Source organism: Pseudomonas alvandae (assembly GCF_019141525.1).
GTDB lineage: Bacteria > Pseudomonadota > Gammaproteobacteria > Pseudomonadales > Pseudomonadaceae > Aquipseudomonas > Aquipseudomonas alvandae.
Genome location: NZ_CP077080.1, coordinates 422,717 through 440,166, shown reverse-complemented (window position 1 = coordinate 440,166; position 17,450 = coordinate 422,717). Strand labels below are relative to the sequence as shown.

The 17,450-nt window shown below is 60.7% G+C and carries 13 protein-coding genes; 9 read left to right on the top strand and 4 right to left on the bottom strand.

Going from position 1 to position 17,450, the window contains the following annotated elements:
• Positions 1-111 precede the first annotated feature (111 nt).
• Complete coding sequence (locus KSS97_RS01970) at positions 112-450, top strand: hypothetical protein (protein WP_014335964.1); 339 nt, start codon at positions 112-114, stop codon at positions 448-450.
• Positions 451-756: 306 nt separating this feature from the next.
• Here KSS97_RS01970 and KSS97_RS01965 read toward each other — a convergent pair whose 3' ends face one another.
• A complete protein-coding gene (locus tag KSS97_RS01965; protein WP_030138322.1) occupies positions 757-1,128 on the bottom strand; it encodes a DUF6124 family protein in 372 nt (123 codons plus the stop codon).
• A gap of 516 nt (positions 1,129-1,644) precedes the next feature.
• On the opposite strand from KSS97_RS01965, the gene KSS97_RS01960 reads away from it, so the two are divergent.
• Entirely contained in the window at positions 1,645-2,820 is a 1,176-nt protein-coding gene (locus KSS97_RS01960) for an integrase core domain-containing protein (RefSeq protein ID WP_030138557.1), read from the top strand.
• Positions 2,821-3,685: 865 nt separating this feature from the next.
• On the opposite strand, the gene lapD is transcribed toward KSS97_RS01960, so the two are convergent.
• The gene (lapD, locus tag KSS97_RS01955; RefSeq protein WP_030138475.1) at positions 3,686-5,632 is read right to left on the bottom strand and encodes a cyclic di-GMP receptor LapD; all 1,947 of its coding nucleotides are present in this window, start codon (positions 5,630-5,632) and stop codon (positions 3,686-3,688) included.
• A gap of 14 nt (positions 5,633-5,646) precedes the next feature.
• Positions 5,647-6,270: a cysteine protease LapG gene (gene lapG / locus KSS97_RS01950; RefSeq protein ID WP_438269632.1), complete on the bottom strand. Its 624-nt coding sequence runs from the start codon at positions 6,268-6,270 to the stop codon at positions 5,647-5,649.
• A 269-nt stretch (positions 6,271-6,539) separates the two neighbouring features.
• Here lapG and KSS97_RS01945 point away from each other — a divergent pair, with 269 nt between their 5' ends.
• From KSS97_RS01945 to KSS97_RS01925, 5 genes are all read left to right on the top strand, one after another.
• Positions 6,540-7,220 (top strand): GntR family transcriptional regulator, encoded by a 681-nt coding sequence (locus KSS97_RS01945; RefSeq protein WP_217860908.1) that lies wholly within the window; start codon positions 6,540-6,542, stop codon positions 7,218-7,220.
• 686 nt (positions 7,221-7,906) lie between these two features.
• On the top strand, positions 7,907-8,683 hold the full coding sequence (locus tag KSS97_RS01940) for a DUF3050 domain-containing protein (protein ID WP_030138478.1): 777 nt from the start codon (positions 7,907-7,909) through the stop codon (positions 8,681-8,683).
• Complete coding sequence (locus KSS97_RS01935) at positions 8,680-9,612, top strand: diiron oxygenase (protein ID WP_030138479.1); 933 nt, start codon at positions 8,680-8,682, stop codon at positions 9,610-9,612. The genes KSS97_RS01940 and KSS97_RS01935 overlap by 4 nt, the downstream gene beginning before the upstream one ends.
• Positions 9,613-9,622: 10 nt before the next feature.
• Complete coding sequence (locus tag KSS97_RS01930) at positions 9,623-13,039, top strand: non-ribosomal peptide synthetase (RefSeq protein WP_217860907.1); 3,417 nt, start codon at positions 9,623-9,625, stop codon at positions 13,037-13,039.
• Positions 13,040-13,070: 31 nt separating this feature from the next.
• On the top strand, positions 13,071-13,535 hold the full coding sequence (locus tag KSS97_RS01925; protein WP_217860905.1) for an SRPBCC family protein: 465 nt from the start codon (positions 13,071-13,073) through the stop codon (positions 13,533-13,535).
• A gap of 203 nt (positions 13,536-13,738) precedes the next feature.
• Here the strand turns inward: KSS97_RS01925 and KSS97_RS01920 are convergent, their stop codons facing one another.
• Positions 13,739-15,619: a methyl-accepting chemotaxis protein gene (locus tag KSS97_RS01920; RefSeq protein WP_030138482.1), complete on the bottom strand. Its 1,881-nt coding sequence runs from the start codon at positions 15,617-15,619 to the stop codon at positions 13,739-13,741.
• Positions 15,620-15,884: 265 nt separating this feature from the next.
• Between KSS97_RS01920 and KSS97_RS01915 the strand changes: the two genes are divergently transcribed.
• Together KSS97_RS01915 and KSS97_RS01910 are read left to right on the top strand one after the other, a co-directional pair.
• Complete coding sequence (locus KSS97_RS01915) at positions 15,885-16,385, top strand: sigma-70 family RNA polymerase sigma factor (protein WP_217860903.1); 501 nt, start codon at positions 15,885-15,887, stop codon at positions 16,383-16,385.
• Positions 16,386-16,389: 4 nt separating this feature from the next.
• Complete coding sequence (locus tag KSS97_RS01910) at positions 16,390-17,373, top strand: FecR domain-containing protein (RefSeq protein ID WP_217860901.1); 984 nt, start codon at positions 16,390-16,392, stop codon at positions 17,371-17,373.
• Positions 17,374-17,450 lie beyond the last annotated feature (77 nt).

Genomic DNA, 17,450 nt, shown 5'->3' with positions numbered 1-17,450 from the left:
GCCGAGCAGCCCAGCGGGAGCAAGCTCCCTCGCCACGGATAAGTGTTCAAACGCCCCCTGGTTGGCCTATGCTGCCCAGCATGACGCCGCTTCATACATGAGGGATGCCCGATGTTTTATGTGCAACGTGATGCACAAGGCCTGCTGGTGCGCGTCGAAGCCACCGCTTACGCCGAGGCCACCGAGACCTTGCCGGCCGACAACCATGAAATCCAGGACTGGTTCGCCAACCAGGCAGTAGAAAACAGCCTCAAGCAGCTCAAGCAAAGCGACTTGGAGATGATCCGGGTACTCGATGACTTGATCCAGGTGCTGACCAGCAAAGGCGTCATTCGCGTCACCGACCTGCCACCCGCGGCCCAGGCCAAGCTGATGGACCGCAACCAGGCCCGTGAAGCGCTGGGTGGGCTGAGCCGGTTGATCGATGATGATGAGAAGGGGTTGATTTAACACCAGCCTGAGCAGCACAAAAAAACCTGTGGCGAGGGGATTTATCCCCGCTGGGCTGCGCAGCGGCCCTAAAACCCAGCCGCCTCGGTGTGTCAGGCAGTTCACCTTTAAGTATCTGGGGCTGCTACGCAGCCCAACGGGGATAAATCCCCTCGCCACGGGTTTGGAATTGTCTGGGCTGACGCCTTCGCGAGCAAGCTCGCTCCCACAGTTCATTTTGTGTTGATTTCGATATTTCGGTTCAACACAGATCAGTGTGGGAGCGAGCTTGCTCGCGAAAGCGGTCTTCAATTCACCACAGGTCTTTCAGATAGTGGCTTGAACCTCAAGCCGATCCATCGCCCGTTCCACCAGCAAATGCACCCCATCCGCCATGCGGCTGATCGCCAGGATCACGCTGCGGCGCGAGCCGTCGACGTCATCTGCCAGGTTGGCGGCGATGGCGCTGATGGACAGCAGGTCTTCGGAGGCGTTGGCCAGTAGTGTTTCGGTGTCGATGTCCGGGGCGACCATGAAGAGTTGGGGCCCTTGGGATTTGTTCGAGGATTGATCGGCGGGTTTGGGGTTGAGGTAATAGTCGAGGACGCGTTCGGCGGCTTCGTCGAGTTTTTTGGATTTCGAGGATTTGTCAGAGGCGTTGCCAGGGCTTCCTGGCGGATTTGGAGTTGCTTTGAACATTTGAGATTTCCTAAACAGTTAAGTGGAAACCGTCACCGTTCGCTTGCACGCGAATGAGGGTGGCGGCCGTACGCAGGTGTGCAAGACCGGGCCTGTTTAGGACACCCGGCAGATCCAAGGATCTCCCGCGTGCAGCCGCCATAAAGCCAGTGGACAGAAAAAAGCCCATGAGCGATGTAGCGTCGCATCCTAAACAGTTTCTTCGGACTTGCACGTCCGTGTCACCGTTTTTTCAGTGACAAACCCAGACTAGCCACTAGATGGACGCCGGACAAGTTCACCAACTTCGCCAGAACTTGAAGGAAATCTCCTAGGACCTGGCTTTTAGGGGGTGGATCCATTTCTGCGGTAACGGCTGCTGGCGGTTCCGCTCTTACAGCGGGTCACTTTTTTCAGACGCCAAAAAAGTAACCAAAAACGCTGTGGGGGTATGACTCACCCACATGGGTTACAAATCAGTTCACTCACATAGGTAACAGTTTTTAACTGGCAGGGTCGGTTTTCGAGGATCTGACCATGCCATGGCGAGAGCTGAAACCTATGGACCTGAAACTGCTGTTCATTGCGGACTTCATCAAAGGCCCGCCCAGCTTCAGTGCGCTTTGCCAAGCCTACGAGATCAGCCGCAAGACTGGCTATAAATGGGTCGAGCGGTATGAGAGGGAAGGGCCCGCCGGACTGGAAGAACATAGCCGTCGTCGGCTTACCCAGGAATGGGTAGTGCCGCTGGCTGTCCGTGAGGCGATCATTGAGTTACGCGGTCGGGGTGAGACAGAGCCTGGCCCCAAGAAAATTCAGGCGGCTTTGCTCGAGCGTTTTCCTGACCAGGCGCCGCCATCAAAGACGTCGATCTACAACATCCTAAAGAAAGCTGAGCTGGTCAAACCACGCCGATTGCGTCAACGAGTGGCGGTTTATCCCAAACCACTGCAGAAAGCAGAGGCTCCCAACCAGCTATTCAGCGCCGATTACAAAGGCCAATTCCTGACAGGTGCGGGCGTCTGGTGCTATCCATTGACGATCATGGACCATGCCAGTCGTTTCTTGCTCGCTTGCCACAGCATGGCTAGCACCAATTTCCAGGAAACCCAGGCGGTGTTTACTCAGGTGTTTCGTGAACATGGTCTGCCGGAGCGCATTCGTACCGACAATGGTGTTCCGTTTGCGAGCAAAGGGCGTGCGGGCCTTTCCCAGTTGTCCATCTGGTGGTTGCGTCTAGGGATCATTCCCGAGCGGATCGCCCCCGGCAGGCCGGAGCAAAATGGCCGACATGAACGTATGCATCGAACGTTGAAAAGCACTCTTCCGTCACCCCCTGCAGTAGCGTGGGAGGCTCAACAACGGCACTTTGATCGTTTCAGGCAACATTACAACTATGAGCGTTTGCACGAGGCTCTTAATCAGAAGACACCCGCGTCCTGCTATGAGCCTTCGTCCCGCCAATATCCCGAGAAGCTTCCCGAGATGACCTACCCGAGCCATATCGATAGCCTCCAAGCGGACTGCTCGGGCATCGTCAATCGTCGTGGTGTAAGGATCTACGTCGGCTATGTGCTCAAGCACCAGACCATTGGACTGGAGCAAATAGAGGACGGGATCTGGGATGTTATCTTCGGTCCAATCATCCTTGGACGGATTGATGTAAGAGATGCCATTGATGGCTACGTGACACTCCGGGTGTTACCTATGTGAGTGCACTTTTTTGTAACCCATGTGGGTGATCCGTATATTACCCCACCACTCGGCACCTCGCCCAGGCTCGGTGTGCCCTCACTCCGGCATTGCTCCGTGGGCCCGCCGCGAAGGGCCGTCCCTGGCCCAGCGCGGCTATCCCGGCATCCATGCCGGGACGCCCACTGCGCAACGCCTGCGTTCGGCCAGCGTGGTTAACGGGGCGTCGAGATCAAGATCAAGATCAAAAGCAGGGCAAGGGCAAGGGCAAGGGCAAGGGCAAGGTGTCTGCCAGCATTTATTTAGCTGAACCACCGCTATCGCGAGCAAGCTCGCTCCCACATCGGATTTCCAGCAGCAGCCCGATGCAGGTTTGCCGCAAATCCTGTGGGAGCGAGCCTGCTCGCGAAGAGGCCAGTGCATTCACATCTTCATCGACCGTTCGATTGTCTTCGCGAGCAGGCTCGCTCCCACAGGGCAAACGCGGTCTCACCAAGAACCAGATCGGCCATCAAGCCGCCTCGCTTTTGCTTTGGCTTTGGCTTTGGCTTTTGCTTTGGCTTTGGCTTTTGCTTTGGCTTTTGCTTTTGATCTGCCAGGCCCCGTTAACCACGATGGCCGAACGCAGGCATTGTGGAGCGGGCAACCCGGCATGGATGCCGGGTTAGCCGCGCAGGGCCATGGATGGCCCATCGCGGCGGGCCCACGGAGCAATGCCGGAGTGAGGGCATGCCGAGCCTCGGCGAGGCACCGAGTGGTGGGGCGAGCCTTTTTTGCTTACTTTTTTTGGCGTCTGAAAAAAAGTAAGCCGCCGTAAGGGCGGAACCCTAAGCCGCCGTGACCGCAGTAACGGATATGTACCCGGTCAAAAATTAGCCAACAACCCTCACCCCCAACGCCGAGGCTCACCCACCAACTGCCCCTGCACCCCAAACAACCCCATCTCCCGAATCACCGCCAACTCCCCCTCCGTCTCCACCCGCTCAGCAATCAACGGCAGATCAATACTATGGGCGGCACGCTGGATAGCTTCAATGAACAGACGCTTGTCGCTCTCCTGATCAATCGCGCGAATGTAACTGCCATCGATCTTCAGATAGGCCAACCCCAGCCGCGACAAGTTGCCGATCATGCTGAACCGCCCACCAAAGCGCTGCAGGCTCAGGGAGAAACCAAGCTCGCGCAACTGCCGGGTCAACTGCTCCAGCACCGCTTGCTCGGGCAGTTGCTCTTCACCAATCTCCAGCGTCAGGCGCGACCCAAGGTTGGAGTGGGACCGCAGTATTTCAAAAACCTTGGCCAGCGCCTGCGGATCGGCCAGCGTGGCGGAAGACAGGTTCAACGCCAAGGACTGCTCGTGTCCGGTCATCTGCTTGAGCACCTGTTCGAGCATCAGGCGATCCAGTCGCGCGGTCCAGCCAAAGCGCTCCAGCCAAGGCAGGAAACGCCCGGCAGGGATTGTCTGGCCCTGCTCGTCCAGCAGCCGCGAAAGCACCTTGTAATGCAGCACCACCTGGGTGTCCTGGGCGGCCACCACGGGTTGGAAGTACAGCTCGAAACGTTGATTGTCCAGGGCCTGGTCAAGCAGGTTGTGCCAGGCATGGTGATCATCGCCGACGCTGGCCGATGCGCTGTGATCCAGGCAGGCCCAGCTCGGTTCGCCCTGGCTTTCGGCCTGGGCCAACGCCTGGTCGCCGAGCTGGAGCACCGCTTGCGGCGAGTCGCCATGGACGAACGGCGCCAGCCCGATGGAGGCCACCGTCGCCATGTCCGTCGCGCCGGTGGCATGCAGGCTCGCCAACGCCGCTTCGAGGTTTTGCGCCAGTTGCAGCGCCTCCTCACGGACCAGTCCGGGCGCCAGCACGGCGAACTCACCACCGCGAATGCGCGTCACCAGGTTATGGGTTTCCGGGTACCGAGCGCACTCACGCAATAATTGCTCACCCACGGCCTTGAGCAACTGGTCAGTGCGCTGCCCGCCCAGCCGCTGGTTCAGACCGGCGAGGTCCTTGACCCGCAACAACAGCAGATAACCGGAACTGGCCTGCTCGGGATTGCTCACCCGTGCATGCAACTGCATCTCGAAATAGCGCCGGTTGGCCAATCCGGTGAGGTTGTCCTGGTACGACTCGATCCGCAGCTTCTCGCTGCGCTCGGCCTGCTCCTGGAACAGTGCCTTGAGCTTCTCGACCATCTGGTTCATCGCCTGCACCACCCGGCGCAGTTCAGGCGTACGTGGCAGCTCCGGCAGGCTCAGGAATTCGCGCCGGGCGATGGCGTGGGACTGATGCACCATGTAGTCCAGCGGCTTGAGCTGGCGACGCAGCAGCAAGGCTCCCAACACCGCGCTCACGGCGCCGCACAGCAATAGCCAGCCCAGGCTGCCCAGGGCGCTCTGCCACAGCTTGGCGAGGGCGAACATCGGATGGCTGACCACTTCGACCCGCGCCGCCTGCTCCCAACCGCGGCTGACAATCGCGTCGCCGCCGGCCGGCTCCAGGCCAATGAGCTTGATGAACCACTGAGGAACGCTGCCGGCGTCAGGGGTACCGGTGCGCTCGACCAGGGTCTTGTCGGTGGCCACATCGACCACGCGGATGCTTGCGTAGTAGCCGCTGTCGAAGATCGAGCTGACCATCAGCTCGACCATCGCCGGGTCGTCGATGTTCGGCGTCAAGGACAGTGCCAGTGCCGTGGCTGCGTCCTGGGCGTGGGAACGCAGTTGATTGACGTACTGGGCCCGCGAGCTCTCCAGGCTGACCATGAAGCTGCCGCTGAAGGCAACTACCAGGAACAGACAAATAGCGATCAACAGCTGTTTGAACAAGGACATCTGAGCGCGCGCTCCTAGTTAGTCGTCTCGACCGGAAAACCTTCGGCCTGCATTTTCTTCAATACATCCTGCCACCGCGACAGGCGCTTGGTATCACTCACTTTCTTGTTGCCCTTGGTGCCCGGCAGCCACAGTCCCTCGGCGTTGAAGGAGTAGACCGGGAGCAAGTCGGTTCGCTGGCTGGCCGGCAGGATGCCGTCGATCAGGCTGTCGAGTACCAGCGGCATCGCCTCAGGGGTGGCGTAGTAGGTGAGCACCATGTGCGCACGGTTCTGCCGCAGGGCCTTGACGTAGGTGATGCGCAGCTTGTCACTGGAAACGCCGAGGTGACGCAGGCTGAAGTACTTGGCAATCGCGTAGTCCTCGCAATCGCCTGCGCCCTTCCACAGCGCCTGGATCGGGGTTTCCCAGTAATCGACCTCCCGCCACAGGTCGATGTCTTCCACGTAGCGCACCTTCTTGTTGAAAAACAGGTTCACCACCTTGAGCTGTTCCAATTCCGGAATCTGCTTCTGCGTCGCCAACAATTCCTGCCATGCATCGATCCGCTGCTGCCCTTCCCCCAACGGTCCATATAATGCTTGCGCCCGCCGGCTGATCTGCGCAAAGTCCCAGTCGGCGTGCAGGCCACCCAGCATCAGGCCCGCCAGCAGCAATGCCGAGCACAGCCAGCGCAAGAACCTGAGGACTGGGAAAGGTGCAGCCAAGGGAAATACGTCCGAAAGGGCGGTTGGAAAATTCGTTGGATGGTGAAGCCTGGCCCGGCAAAAGACAATGGCAGGTTGCAATCACCGCAAGCAGACTAAACTCTAGTTCAGGAACCGGCGCCGCGAGACTTTGACGGCTTGGCAATCTGTAACTAATGTTGGCTTGGATCCAATTTCGTTACTACCAGTCAGGTGTTGTCGTGACACAGAAGCCCAAACCGTTAAGCACTATCCAGGTCAACGGCCCCATTCCCGCAGCCCAGGCGCGCTCGATCATCGAAAGCTCCCTGCGCGAGGCCATTCTCGACGGACGCTTGCCCAGTGGCACCGCTGTGCGCCAGCAGGAACTGGCGGATCTGTTCGGCGTCAGCCGCATGCCGGTGCGCGAGGCGTTGCGTCAGCTCGAGGCGCAATCGTTGCTCACGGTGGTCCAGCACAAGGGTGCCGTTGTGGCGCCGTTGATCACCAGCAATGCGGTCGAGACCTATGCCCTGCGTTCGGTCCTGGAAGGCTTCGCCCTGCGCCTGTCCATCCCGCTGCTCGACGACAACGACTTGGCCATGGCCGCCCAATACATCGAACAGCTCGAAGGGCAGACCAATTACGCCGAGATCGCCAGGCTCAACCGCTTGTTCCACATGTCGCTTTACCACAAGGCGCCCAACGCCAAGCTGCTGGACCTCATCGAGCGTGAACTCAACGAAGAAGAACGCTTCCTGCGTTTTCACCTATCGTCCATGGGCCTGGGCAAGCTGACCCAGGATGACCATCGCGCGATGCTCGACGCCGCGAAAGCCAAAGATATCGATCAAGCGGTTCTTCTGCTCGAAACCCATCTGGAGAAAGCCTCCGTCACTATGCGTCGGCACCTGGAACGTTAATCGAGTCGCCCCCCAGCGCCGGCCATCTGGCCGGCGCAGTATTTTCTTACACATCCTTCCCACACCTGGGTTGCCTAGCCACCACGGCCCGGCCGCGATTGCGTCCCGTCGTGGCATCAGTCCGATGGAACTGCTGTCGATTTGGGCTCACTCTTGCGCTTGTCGATTCAAAAATAGACCTGAAGAAGTCAGCGCCCGGTGGTAGCCAGGCGAATCGAAGCCATTACGCAAGGAGCGTCGCCCAACTGGCGGAAGGGCCGGTAGTCCGACCGGCACCCCGCCCTTAAAACACTTACTTCTTACTTTCCCGATCCCTGAAGTGCTCCGAGTGAGGCATTCACTCGAAACATTCGATTCTGATAGTTATAAATCGGAAGGAGCAACTTCGCCTCAATAAAACTTAAAACAAAAGTTTTAACCAGCCTCTTCGCGCCCAATAAAACAGCAACTTTAAATAACTGAGAAATAACTTGCATGGCCTTTAAGTCTTGTACTAATTTTTAACTCGTCGAATTGGTATCGACCATTACAACCCTGACAAAACGCCTCTAGCACAGGCGCAGCGACCCGAATCGCGCAATAACCAGAAGTACTAACAACCCATGGACTCCGGTTCAAGCACTTGCTCGCCTCTTGAAAAGAAAGCGAGCAACTTCCGGACAAACATCATTGATGAGGACGTTCCAATGCAGCCAACCAAAGAACAACTATCTCTGAAAAAACACGAACTTGGCCAACACCCGGTTTTTTCCGAAATAACATCAATCGACCTGTTGCGCCGCTTTATGGAAAGTCATGTCTTCGCCGTTTGGGACTTCATGTCCCTGACCAAGCGCCTGCAACGGGAACTGACCTGCGTACATCTGCCGTGGCTGCCCCCGGCCGACCCGCACGCTGCGCGACTGATCAACGAGATTGTCTTGGGCGAAGAGTCCGACGACCGCCCCGGCGCGGGCTATTGCAGCCATTTCGAACTGTACCTGGACGCCATGCGCGAGGTCGGCGCGGACACCCGGCCGATCGAACGATTCATCGCCCTGCAGCAAGAGGGCGTCAGCCCCGACACGGCGCTGGACAGCGTCGAAGTCGAGCCCGCCGCCGCGCAGTTTGTGCGTCAAACGCTGCACACCGCCCTGCACGCGCCGGCCCACAGCGTCGCCGCCGCGTTCGTGCACGGTCGCGAGAGCGTCATCCCGCAAATGTTCCAGCGCATGCTGGACGCCTGGGGTATTGGCCTGGACCAGGCGCCGACGTTTCGGTACTACCTGCAACGGCACATCGAGGTGGACTCCGAAGACCATGGCCCGGCGGCGGAAAAACTGCTGGCGCGGTTGATCGACGGCGACCCGCAACGCGAGCGCGAAGTCCTGGCGGCCGCCATTGCCGCCGTCCATAGCCGTGCGGCGCTGTGGGATGGCCTGCGCCAGAGCATGGCCCAGCCTGTTGCGCAGGTGACGCCATGAACGCCATCCAATACCAATCCTTCGCCGACGCCTGGGAAAGCCGCGCCACCATCCGCACCCGGCCACGGCGCCGGGTCGAAGACGACGACAAGTTGATCTTCCCCATGAGCCGCCAGCCGCTGGTGCACAGCCAGACCTTCCTGAGCCATTGCCCGCAGTTGCGTGATTTTGTCCTGGTACAGAGCCTCTACAAATTCATCAACGACGTGGTGATTTTCGAGACCGAGCTGGTGGACCACACCGCCCGGCGTATCGCCAAGAATCGCTTCGGCATCGAGTTTCCGTTCGCCTGTCGCTACGACGCGATGACGGTGGTGGTGGATGAGGATTACCACGCCTTGGTGGCGATGGATTTCATGCAGCAAACCATCGACATGACCGGCATCACGCCGATCCCGCTGCCCCAGCAGATCGAACTCAGCCGCGCGATTCCCACCACCCTGGCGCGGGCGCCGGAGCATTTGCTCAGCGCCGTGGAACTGATCTGCATCGCCATCGCCGAGAACACCGTGACCAACGAAGTGGCCGCCTTCGCCCGGGACGATTCGGTCAAGGCCTCGATCAAGGGGTTGATGGCCGATCATCTGCTGGATGAGGGCCGGCATTCCGGTTTCTGGACACGGCTGGTGCAGATTTACTGGCGCACCGCGCCCGAAGAAGACCACGAGGCGATTGCGCGGTTGATGCCTGGGTTCATCGCCGATTACCTGGCGAGCGATCTGCAGCAGACCTTCGATTTCGAGCTGATCAGCCACTTGCCCGTCGACGAATCGGTGCGCCAGTCATTGCGCGAAGACGCCAGTGCGCTGGCTTATCCGATCAATCGCTTTCACCCGCTGGTGGGCAACATCACCCGTTTTTTCCGTGGCAGCTCGATGCTCGCGTCCCCCTGCGTGCGCGACGCCCTGGCCGATTACTTGACCCCATGAGGACCTTCCAATGAGACGCCTCGAAATTACACTGGCTGGCAACAGCCAGGCCATGGCCGAACTGGCCCGGGAACTTGAGGAACATGGCCATGGCGTCGCGAAGGCGCCGGCCGGCCACGGCACGTTCGACCTGTTGATCGACGACGGTACGGTGCCATGCGCCCTCGGGGCCCGTTTCCGCCTTCAGGTGCGCGTGGTACTCCAGGCCTTGCCCGGCCACGCGCTGCCACAACCGGTGGTGGTTTTTCGCGACGGCGCGCAGCGGATTCTGCTTCAAGACGTCATTCATGAGCAGGACTGCGGCAACGGTCAGTCGTTGCGTTTGCACGCAATGGCGGCGGTGGTCGAGCATGCCGCACAGCTGGTCAGCCAGTTGTCGCGCGATGAGCACTGCTTCGACCACTGGCCGGCGACACGGGATGACGCTGCCGGCCCCGGCCACGGTCTGGACGTGCTGGAGCCGCTGGCCTTCGAACACCGCTTCAATCAGCCGTCGGTCCCCTGGCTGCTGGCCGCCGCCGAAGTGCCGGTGATGCACAGCATCGAGCAGCGCATGCTCGATGACGCAACGCAACCTGCGCTGTGGGTCGAAGGCCAAGCCATCGACTACAAGTCCTTGCGCGATTCCGTGCTGCGAATTCAGCAGGCCATGCCGGAAAGCCTGCGGGAAGCAACCGATCGCCCACGGGTGATCGGCGTGTGCCTGCCAAAATCGGCGCCGCTGTACGCAGCCATCCTGGCAGTGCTGGGGTGTGGGGCGGTGTACCTGCCGCTGGACCCGCAACACCCGGCGCAACGTCGGCGCTTCATTCTGGAAAACGCCAGGGCGGAACTGTTGGTCCACGACGGCAACAGCGATCTGGATGAACTGTCGATACCCACGCTGAACGTCCATCGACTGCCATCGTCGAGGCCGGCCATTCCTGCCTCGACGATTCGCCGGATCGTCAACATCGACGAACCGGCCGTGGCGATCTACACCTCCGGCACCACCGGCCAGCCCAAAGGCGTCTTGCTCAGCCATCGCAACCTCAGCCATTTCTGCGCCTGGTACAGCGACTACGTCGGGCTGCGGCGAGACAGCCGTGCGTTGCAGTTTTCCACGATCAACTTCGACGCGTCATTACTGGACATGTTGCCGACCTTCATCCAGGGCGGGCTGTTGGTCGTGCCCAGCGAGGATCAGCGCCGCGACCCGCAACAACTGGTGGCGTTGATTCGTGAGCAGCGTGTCAGCCACGCCTTCCTTCCACCTGCGCTGTTGAGTGTCATGCCGCTGGACGCGCCCTTGGGGCTGGCGCACCTGATTACCGGCGGGGATGTCTGCGAGCCTTACGTGATCGAGCGACTGGCGCCGCAGTGCCGGTTCCACAACATCTACGGCCCGACGGAAACCACGGTGTTGGCGACCACCCGGCAATTTGCGGTGGGCGACAACAACCGCAACCTGGGCACGCCCATCGCCAACGGGCAGGTGTTGATTCTCGACGAACAACGGCAACCCGTGCCCGAGGGTACGCCCGGCGAGTTGTACATCGCCGGGCCTGGTGTCGGCCTGGGGTACCTGAACGATCCGGTGCTGACCGCCAGCCGTTATCTCGACCTGAAGCTGCCCACCGGGCAGACGCTGCGGGTCTATCGCACCGGTGACATCGGCCAATGGACCGACAACGGGATCGAGCTCTGCGGCCGTCGCGATAACCAAGTGAAGATCCGCGGCTTTCGGGTCGAGCCCGAAGAGATCGAACATTGCCTGCGCGACTGCCAGTTGTTTCGCCAAGTGGCGGTGGGGGTCGATGAGCGACGGCGGATCCTGGCGTTCCTGGCAGGGCCCCTGGAGGATCAGCCCGGCGCCGCGCTCCAGGCCTTGCGGGCGCATGTGCAAAACACATTGCCCAACTACATGCACCCGGCGGCCTACGTCGAACTGCCCAGCCTGCCCTACACCAGCAACGGCAAGGTCGATCGCCGCGCGCTCCTTGCCACGGCGGGCTCGGTCCAGGCTGGCAGCCAGGGACGCCAACCGCAAAACGCTTTGGAAACACAGCTCCAGCAACTATGGGCCGAGCTGCTGGAACTGCCGGTGGAGGACATCGCCACCGACGAAAGTTTCTTCAACCTCGGTGGACATTCGATCCTGCTGTCGCGACTGCTGTTGAGCATTCGCCAGACATTCGGGCGCAGCCTGTCGATCAATCGCTTCATCGAAGCGCCGACGCTGATCACCCTGGCGAAGTTGCTCGACAGCCCTGGGCAAAGTGAAACATCGACCCTCAGTCCCCAGGCGTTCATCGACGCCGAAGCCGAGCTCAACCTCGATCCACTGCCCATCAGTCGGAGCGGTGACGTCCACAAGGTGATCGTGACCGGCGCCAACAGCTTTCTCGGTGTGCACATCGTCGAGGCGTTGCTGGCGTGGGGAGCTACGGAAGTGGCGTGCCTGGTGCGTGAATCCGCCGGGCAAAGCGCGGCCGAACGCTTCGCCCAAGCCCTGCGGGAAAATCACCTGGAGCATTTGGACCTGGGTCGGGTCAGCGTCTATGCCGCCGACATCACCCAACCACAACTGGGTTTGCCGGACGACATCTACCTGCGCCTCGACAGCACTTTCGGCGCGTTGGTGCACAACGCCGCCCACGTCAATCATGTGCTCGACTACGAGTCCCTGGCGCGGGACAACGTCGAGCCGATCTTCGAATGCCTGCGCCTGTGCGAAGGGCGCAGCAAGAAGATCTTCAACTTCGTCTCGACGTTGTCGGCCTCCAGTGCCTTGGACGCCGAGGGCCAGGTGCTGGAACTACCGGCGGCCGAGACACCGCCGATCTACATCAAGAACGGCTACAACCTGTCCAAATGGGTCGGCGAGCGGATCCTGCAACGGGCCCGCGACCTGGGCGTGCGGGTCAATCTGTTCCGTCCCGGCAATATCAGTTTCAACAGCCAGACCGGGGTCTGCCAGCCCCACAAGAACCGCTTGATGCTGATGCTCAAGGGCTCGATCCAGCTCGGCCAGGTGCCGGACCTGTCGCTCAATTTCGACCTGATGCCGGTGGACTTCCTGGCCCGTTTCATCGCCTTCCACGCCAGCCGTTACCAACCCCATCAAGCCGTGTTCAACCTGCACAACCCCGAGCCGCTGAGCTGGGACGCTTACGTCGCGTCGTTTCGCGAGAGTGGCCGGGAATTCTCCCTGGTGAGCATCGCTGACTGGCAACGGCAATTGGCGCGAGTCGATACCGACAACGCGCTGTTTGGCGTACTGGGTTTCTACCTCAACGGCTTCGAGGAAGACATTGGCGACATCTCGCTGATCCGCCATGACAACGCCCGGTCCGGCGTACGGCAAATGGGCGCGCGCTACCCGGAAAAATCCCCGGCCCTGCTGCGCCGTGGTGCCGACTATCTCAAGGCTATCGATTTCATCTGAAGCAACCCAACCCAACGCAAGGAGCAAGACCATGAGTGCATTCCAACCCGACACCCTGATCAAGAACCCTCAGGCCTGCCATGTCGAAACCTCGGTAGAAGTGCCCGCCGACGCGGCGCGAGTCTGGGACATAGTGGGTGATTTTGGCGGTTTCAACCGTTTCATCCCCGCGCTTGAACGCATCGAAATGACCGGCGAAGGCGTACGATCCCTGCGCAAGAAATTCTTCGTCGATGGGCAAAACCTGGTGGTGGAACAACTCAATAGCCGCGACGACCAGACCATGCACATGACCTGGACGCTGATCTACAACACCCTGGGCATCGACAACCTCTGGGCGGCGATGCGCGTGGAGCCCCTGTCGGACAACCGCTGCCGCGCGACCTGGACCATCATCGCCGACCACACCGACGCGCATACACCGTCGGGGTTCCGAGACTTCCTGCAAGGGTTCGCCGATGAGGCGATGGGGAATGTGGTGAAGATGTTCGCCTAACCACAAATCCCTGTGGGAGCGAGCTTGCTCGCGAAAGCGGTGGGTCAGCTGGCATAAATGTCGCCAGGGCTGCCGTCTTCGCGAGCAGGCTCGCTCCCACATGGGCTCTGCGGTGAATAAACAGATCTGGAGCCACCGCCAATCCCCGGTGGGAGCGAGCTTGCTCCGGGCGGCGATCCGACGATGGCGGTAGCTCCCCTGGATCAGATCTTGAAGCTGTCCACCAACTGCTTCAACCGATTGGCCTGCTGTGACAAGGCATCGCAATCCTTCAGGGTTTCGTTGAGGTTGGCGACGCTTTGCTGGTTCAAAGTGTTGATATGCGTGACGTCCATATTGAGGGTTTCCACCACGGCAGTCTGTTCTTCGGTCGCAGCGGCCACGGACTGGTTCATGCCATCGATTTCGCCGATGCGCTGGGTCACGCTGACCAGGCGCAGGCCGGCCTGGTTCGCCACTTCCACGCTCTCCTCGCTGGAGGCCTGGCTGGCGTTCATCGTGGTCACGGCCTCACGAGAGCCGACTTGCAGCGACGTGATCATCTTGTGAATTTCTTCGGCCGACTCCTGGGTGCGATGCGCCAGGTTGCGCACCTCATCGGCCACCACCGCGAAACCACGTCCGGCTTCACCGGCACGGGCCGCTTCGATGGCAGCGTTCAAGGCCAGCAGGTTGGTTTGCTGGGAGATGCCCTTGATCACGTCCAGGATGTGCCCGATGTTGTCGGTGCTCGCGTTCAACGTTTCGATCTGGGTGCACGACAGGCTGATCTTCTGGGACAGCTCGGTCATGGCCTGGATGGTTTTTTCCACCACCTGGCGACCATCGTCCGCTTGCTCGCTGGCGCCACTGGCGTGCTGCGAGGCATCGGCGGCGTTGCGGGCTATTTCCTGGGTGGCGGCGCCCAACTGATTGATCGCGGCGGCCACGCTGTTGGTGCGCGCGCTCTGCTCATCCGAACCGACGAGCGAGGCGTTGGAAGACGTCATCACCCGTTGCGACAGGTCATGCACCTGACGCGTGGCGGAAGACACTTCGGCGATCGAAGCGTGGATGCGCTCCACGAACTGGTTGAACGAACCACCCAGCACCGCGAACTCATCCTTGCCCTGCACGACCAGGCGCCGGGTCAGGTCGCCTTCACCCTGGGCGATGTCCTGCATGGCACGGCCCATGGTGGTCAGCGGACGCATCAGCACCTGGATCAACAAGCTCAACAGCAATGCAATCGCCGCCACCGCGACGAACATCGCGATCAGCGCCGACGTGCGGAACTGGCTCAGCGGCGCGTAGGCCTTGCTCTTGTCGATCGACAGGCCGATGTGCCACTCGGCGCCCGGCAAACCGGCTACCGGGGTGAACGAAAGGATGCGGTCCTGCCCGTTCAGCTCGACTTCCTGGATGCCTTTGCCGATGCGCACCGGGGTGCCGGGGTAGATGTCCTTGAGGTTCTTCATCACCTGGTCTTTGTCCGGACTGACGATCACCTGACCGTCGCCGCTGACCAGGAACGCATGGCCGATGCCACCGAAATCCACGGAGTTGATGATCTTCACCAGGGTTTCCAGGCTCAGGTCACCACCGACCACACCGAGCAGCTCGCCGTTGTGCTTGACCGGCAGGGCAATGGTTACCACCAGGCCGCCAACGGCCGCCGCGTAAGGTGGGGTCAGCATGGTTTTATCGGCGGCGACGGCCTGTTTGTACCAGGGACGCTGACGTGGGTCATAACCGTCGGGCATCTTCGCATCAGGCCGCTGGGTGAACACGCCGTTGTTCTGGCCCACGTAGGTGAACTGGAAGTTCGAGGTCAACGCCGGCTGGTCGACCAGCCCCGGCAAATCGGCGCCCGTCCCCTGATGCGCGATGTTTTGCGCCAGGTTTTCCAATACCAGTATCCGCCCACTCATCCAGTTCTGGACGCTGCTGGCCGTGAGGTCACCGGATTGCTCGATGGATGACTCGAGGCTGCGGCCGATGGTGTTGCGTTGCAAATAATCGTTGTAGAGCGTGAACAGGGCAAAAGCCAGAACCACCACACCAGAGGCGGCCAGGAGGATTTTGTGGCTGAACTTTAGATTCATGGATGGGACTTCTTATGCAGGGGATGGGGGTGCATTCCGGTTGGCAATTCCATGTAGCCGCAGAGCCGAGATTGGATCCGCTCCATTTTGGTGCACGCATACCTTGCTGTCGGCCAGCGCCTGGAAAAGATTAGCCGGTTGTACAATTGTCCGACGAGATGACCACTGAATCGGAAGGATTCCACGGCGAGCGGTGGTTGCAAATTTAATGAACGCTTATGACAATGCGACCTATTATCATTTGTGATATCAGGCCATCGCGTTCATGTCCTCTCCCCAGTTAGCAGTACAGGCGCTCTATTGCAGCCACCACGGCTGGCTCCACACATGGTTGCGCAGTCGATTGGGCAACGCCGCCGATGCGGCCGACCTGGCCCAGGACACTTTCGTACGCCTGCTGCAACGCACCGAACGCCTGGATCTCAAGGCGCCCCGCGCTTTTCTGCGCACCATCGCCCAAGGCCTGGTGATCGATCATTGGCGCCGGGAAGAAATCGAACGCGCCTATCTGGAAACCATCGCGCACCTGCCGGAGGCCCAGACCCCCAGTGCCGAAGCCCAAGCTCTGATCCTGGAACTGCTGGAGGGCATTTCCCGAATGCTTGAAGGCCTCAAGCCCAAGGTGCGCAGGGCGTTCCTCCTGGCCCAGTGTGAAGGCATGACCTACAAGCAGATTGCCGAGCAAATGGGCATCTCGTTGCGGTCGGTGGAACGTTATGTCGCCGATGCGCTGTATCACTGCTACGTGCTGCGCTATGAAGATTGAGCCGATGGATCAAACCTCGCGGGGGCGCGGCCCTTCGCAACAAGTGGTCAAGCAAGCGATCCACTGGCTGCTGCGCCTGCGCAACCATGCCGCCAACCCGGTCCTGCGCCAACAGTGCGACGCTTGGCGCATCGCCCACAACGATCACGAACTGGCCTGGCAACGGGTGCAGTCGCTGCACAGCGAGCTGACGGCCAACCTTCGCGCCGTGCCCGGCGCCCACATCGCCCTCGACACCCTGGAAACCAGCGCCCAGCGCCTCGGTCGGCGCCAGGCGTTGAAACTATTGTCTGGCGTCGCCGTGGTGGGTGCCGCCGCGTGGCTGGGCAAGGATTTGGGCTGGCAGCCATGGAATGCCGACTTCGCTACCGCCACGGGCGAACGACGCGGCTTCCAATTGCCGGACGGAACACGGCTGGAACTCAACACCCACAGCGCGGCCGATCTCGACTACACGGCGAGCCAACGCCTGATCACGTTGGCGCGCGGCGAAATCATGGTCACCTGCGGCCGCGATCCCGGACGCCCGCTGTTGGTGAAAAGCCGCGAAGGTTTGTTCGAAGGGTTGGAGGGGCGCTTCGTCGTACGCCAGGACAGCGACTGCACGCGCCTGAGCGTCACCAGCGGGCGGGTCGCCATTCGCTCGCACCAAGGCAGCGACGGCGCGCCGATCCAAGTGGAGGCCGGGCAAAGCTATCTCGTCAGCGCAACGACAGCGACCCTGGCACCGCCCTTGGACATGGACGCAGGCGCTTGGGCGGACGGCTTGATCGTCACGCGCAACATGCGCCTGGAAGACTTTCTCAACGAGGTCGGCCGCTACCGCCGGGGCTATCTGAAATGCGCCGCCTCGGTGGCGGACCTGCGCTTGTCCGGCGTCTTCCGCCTGGACGACATCGACAAGATGCTGGCCGTGCTCCCGCGCACGCTGCCCGTGCAACTGCGTTATCGAACCCGCTGGTGGCTGACAGTGGAACGTCCGGCCTGATTTTTTGGCGGGTTTTGCGAAGGCGTCCGGCTAGGACAGTAAGCAACGTTTATCTGCCTTCAGCGACTCCAACGGAA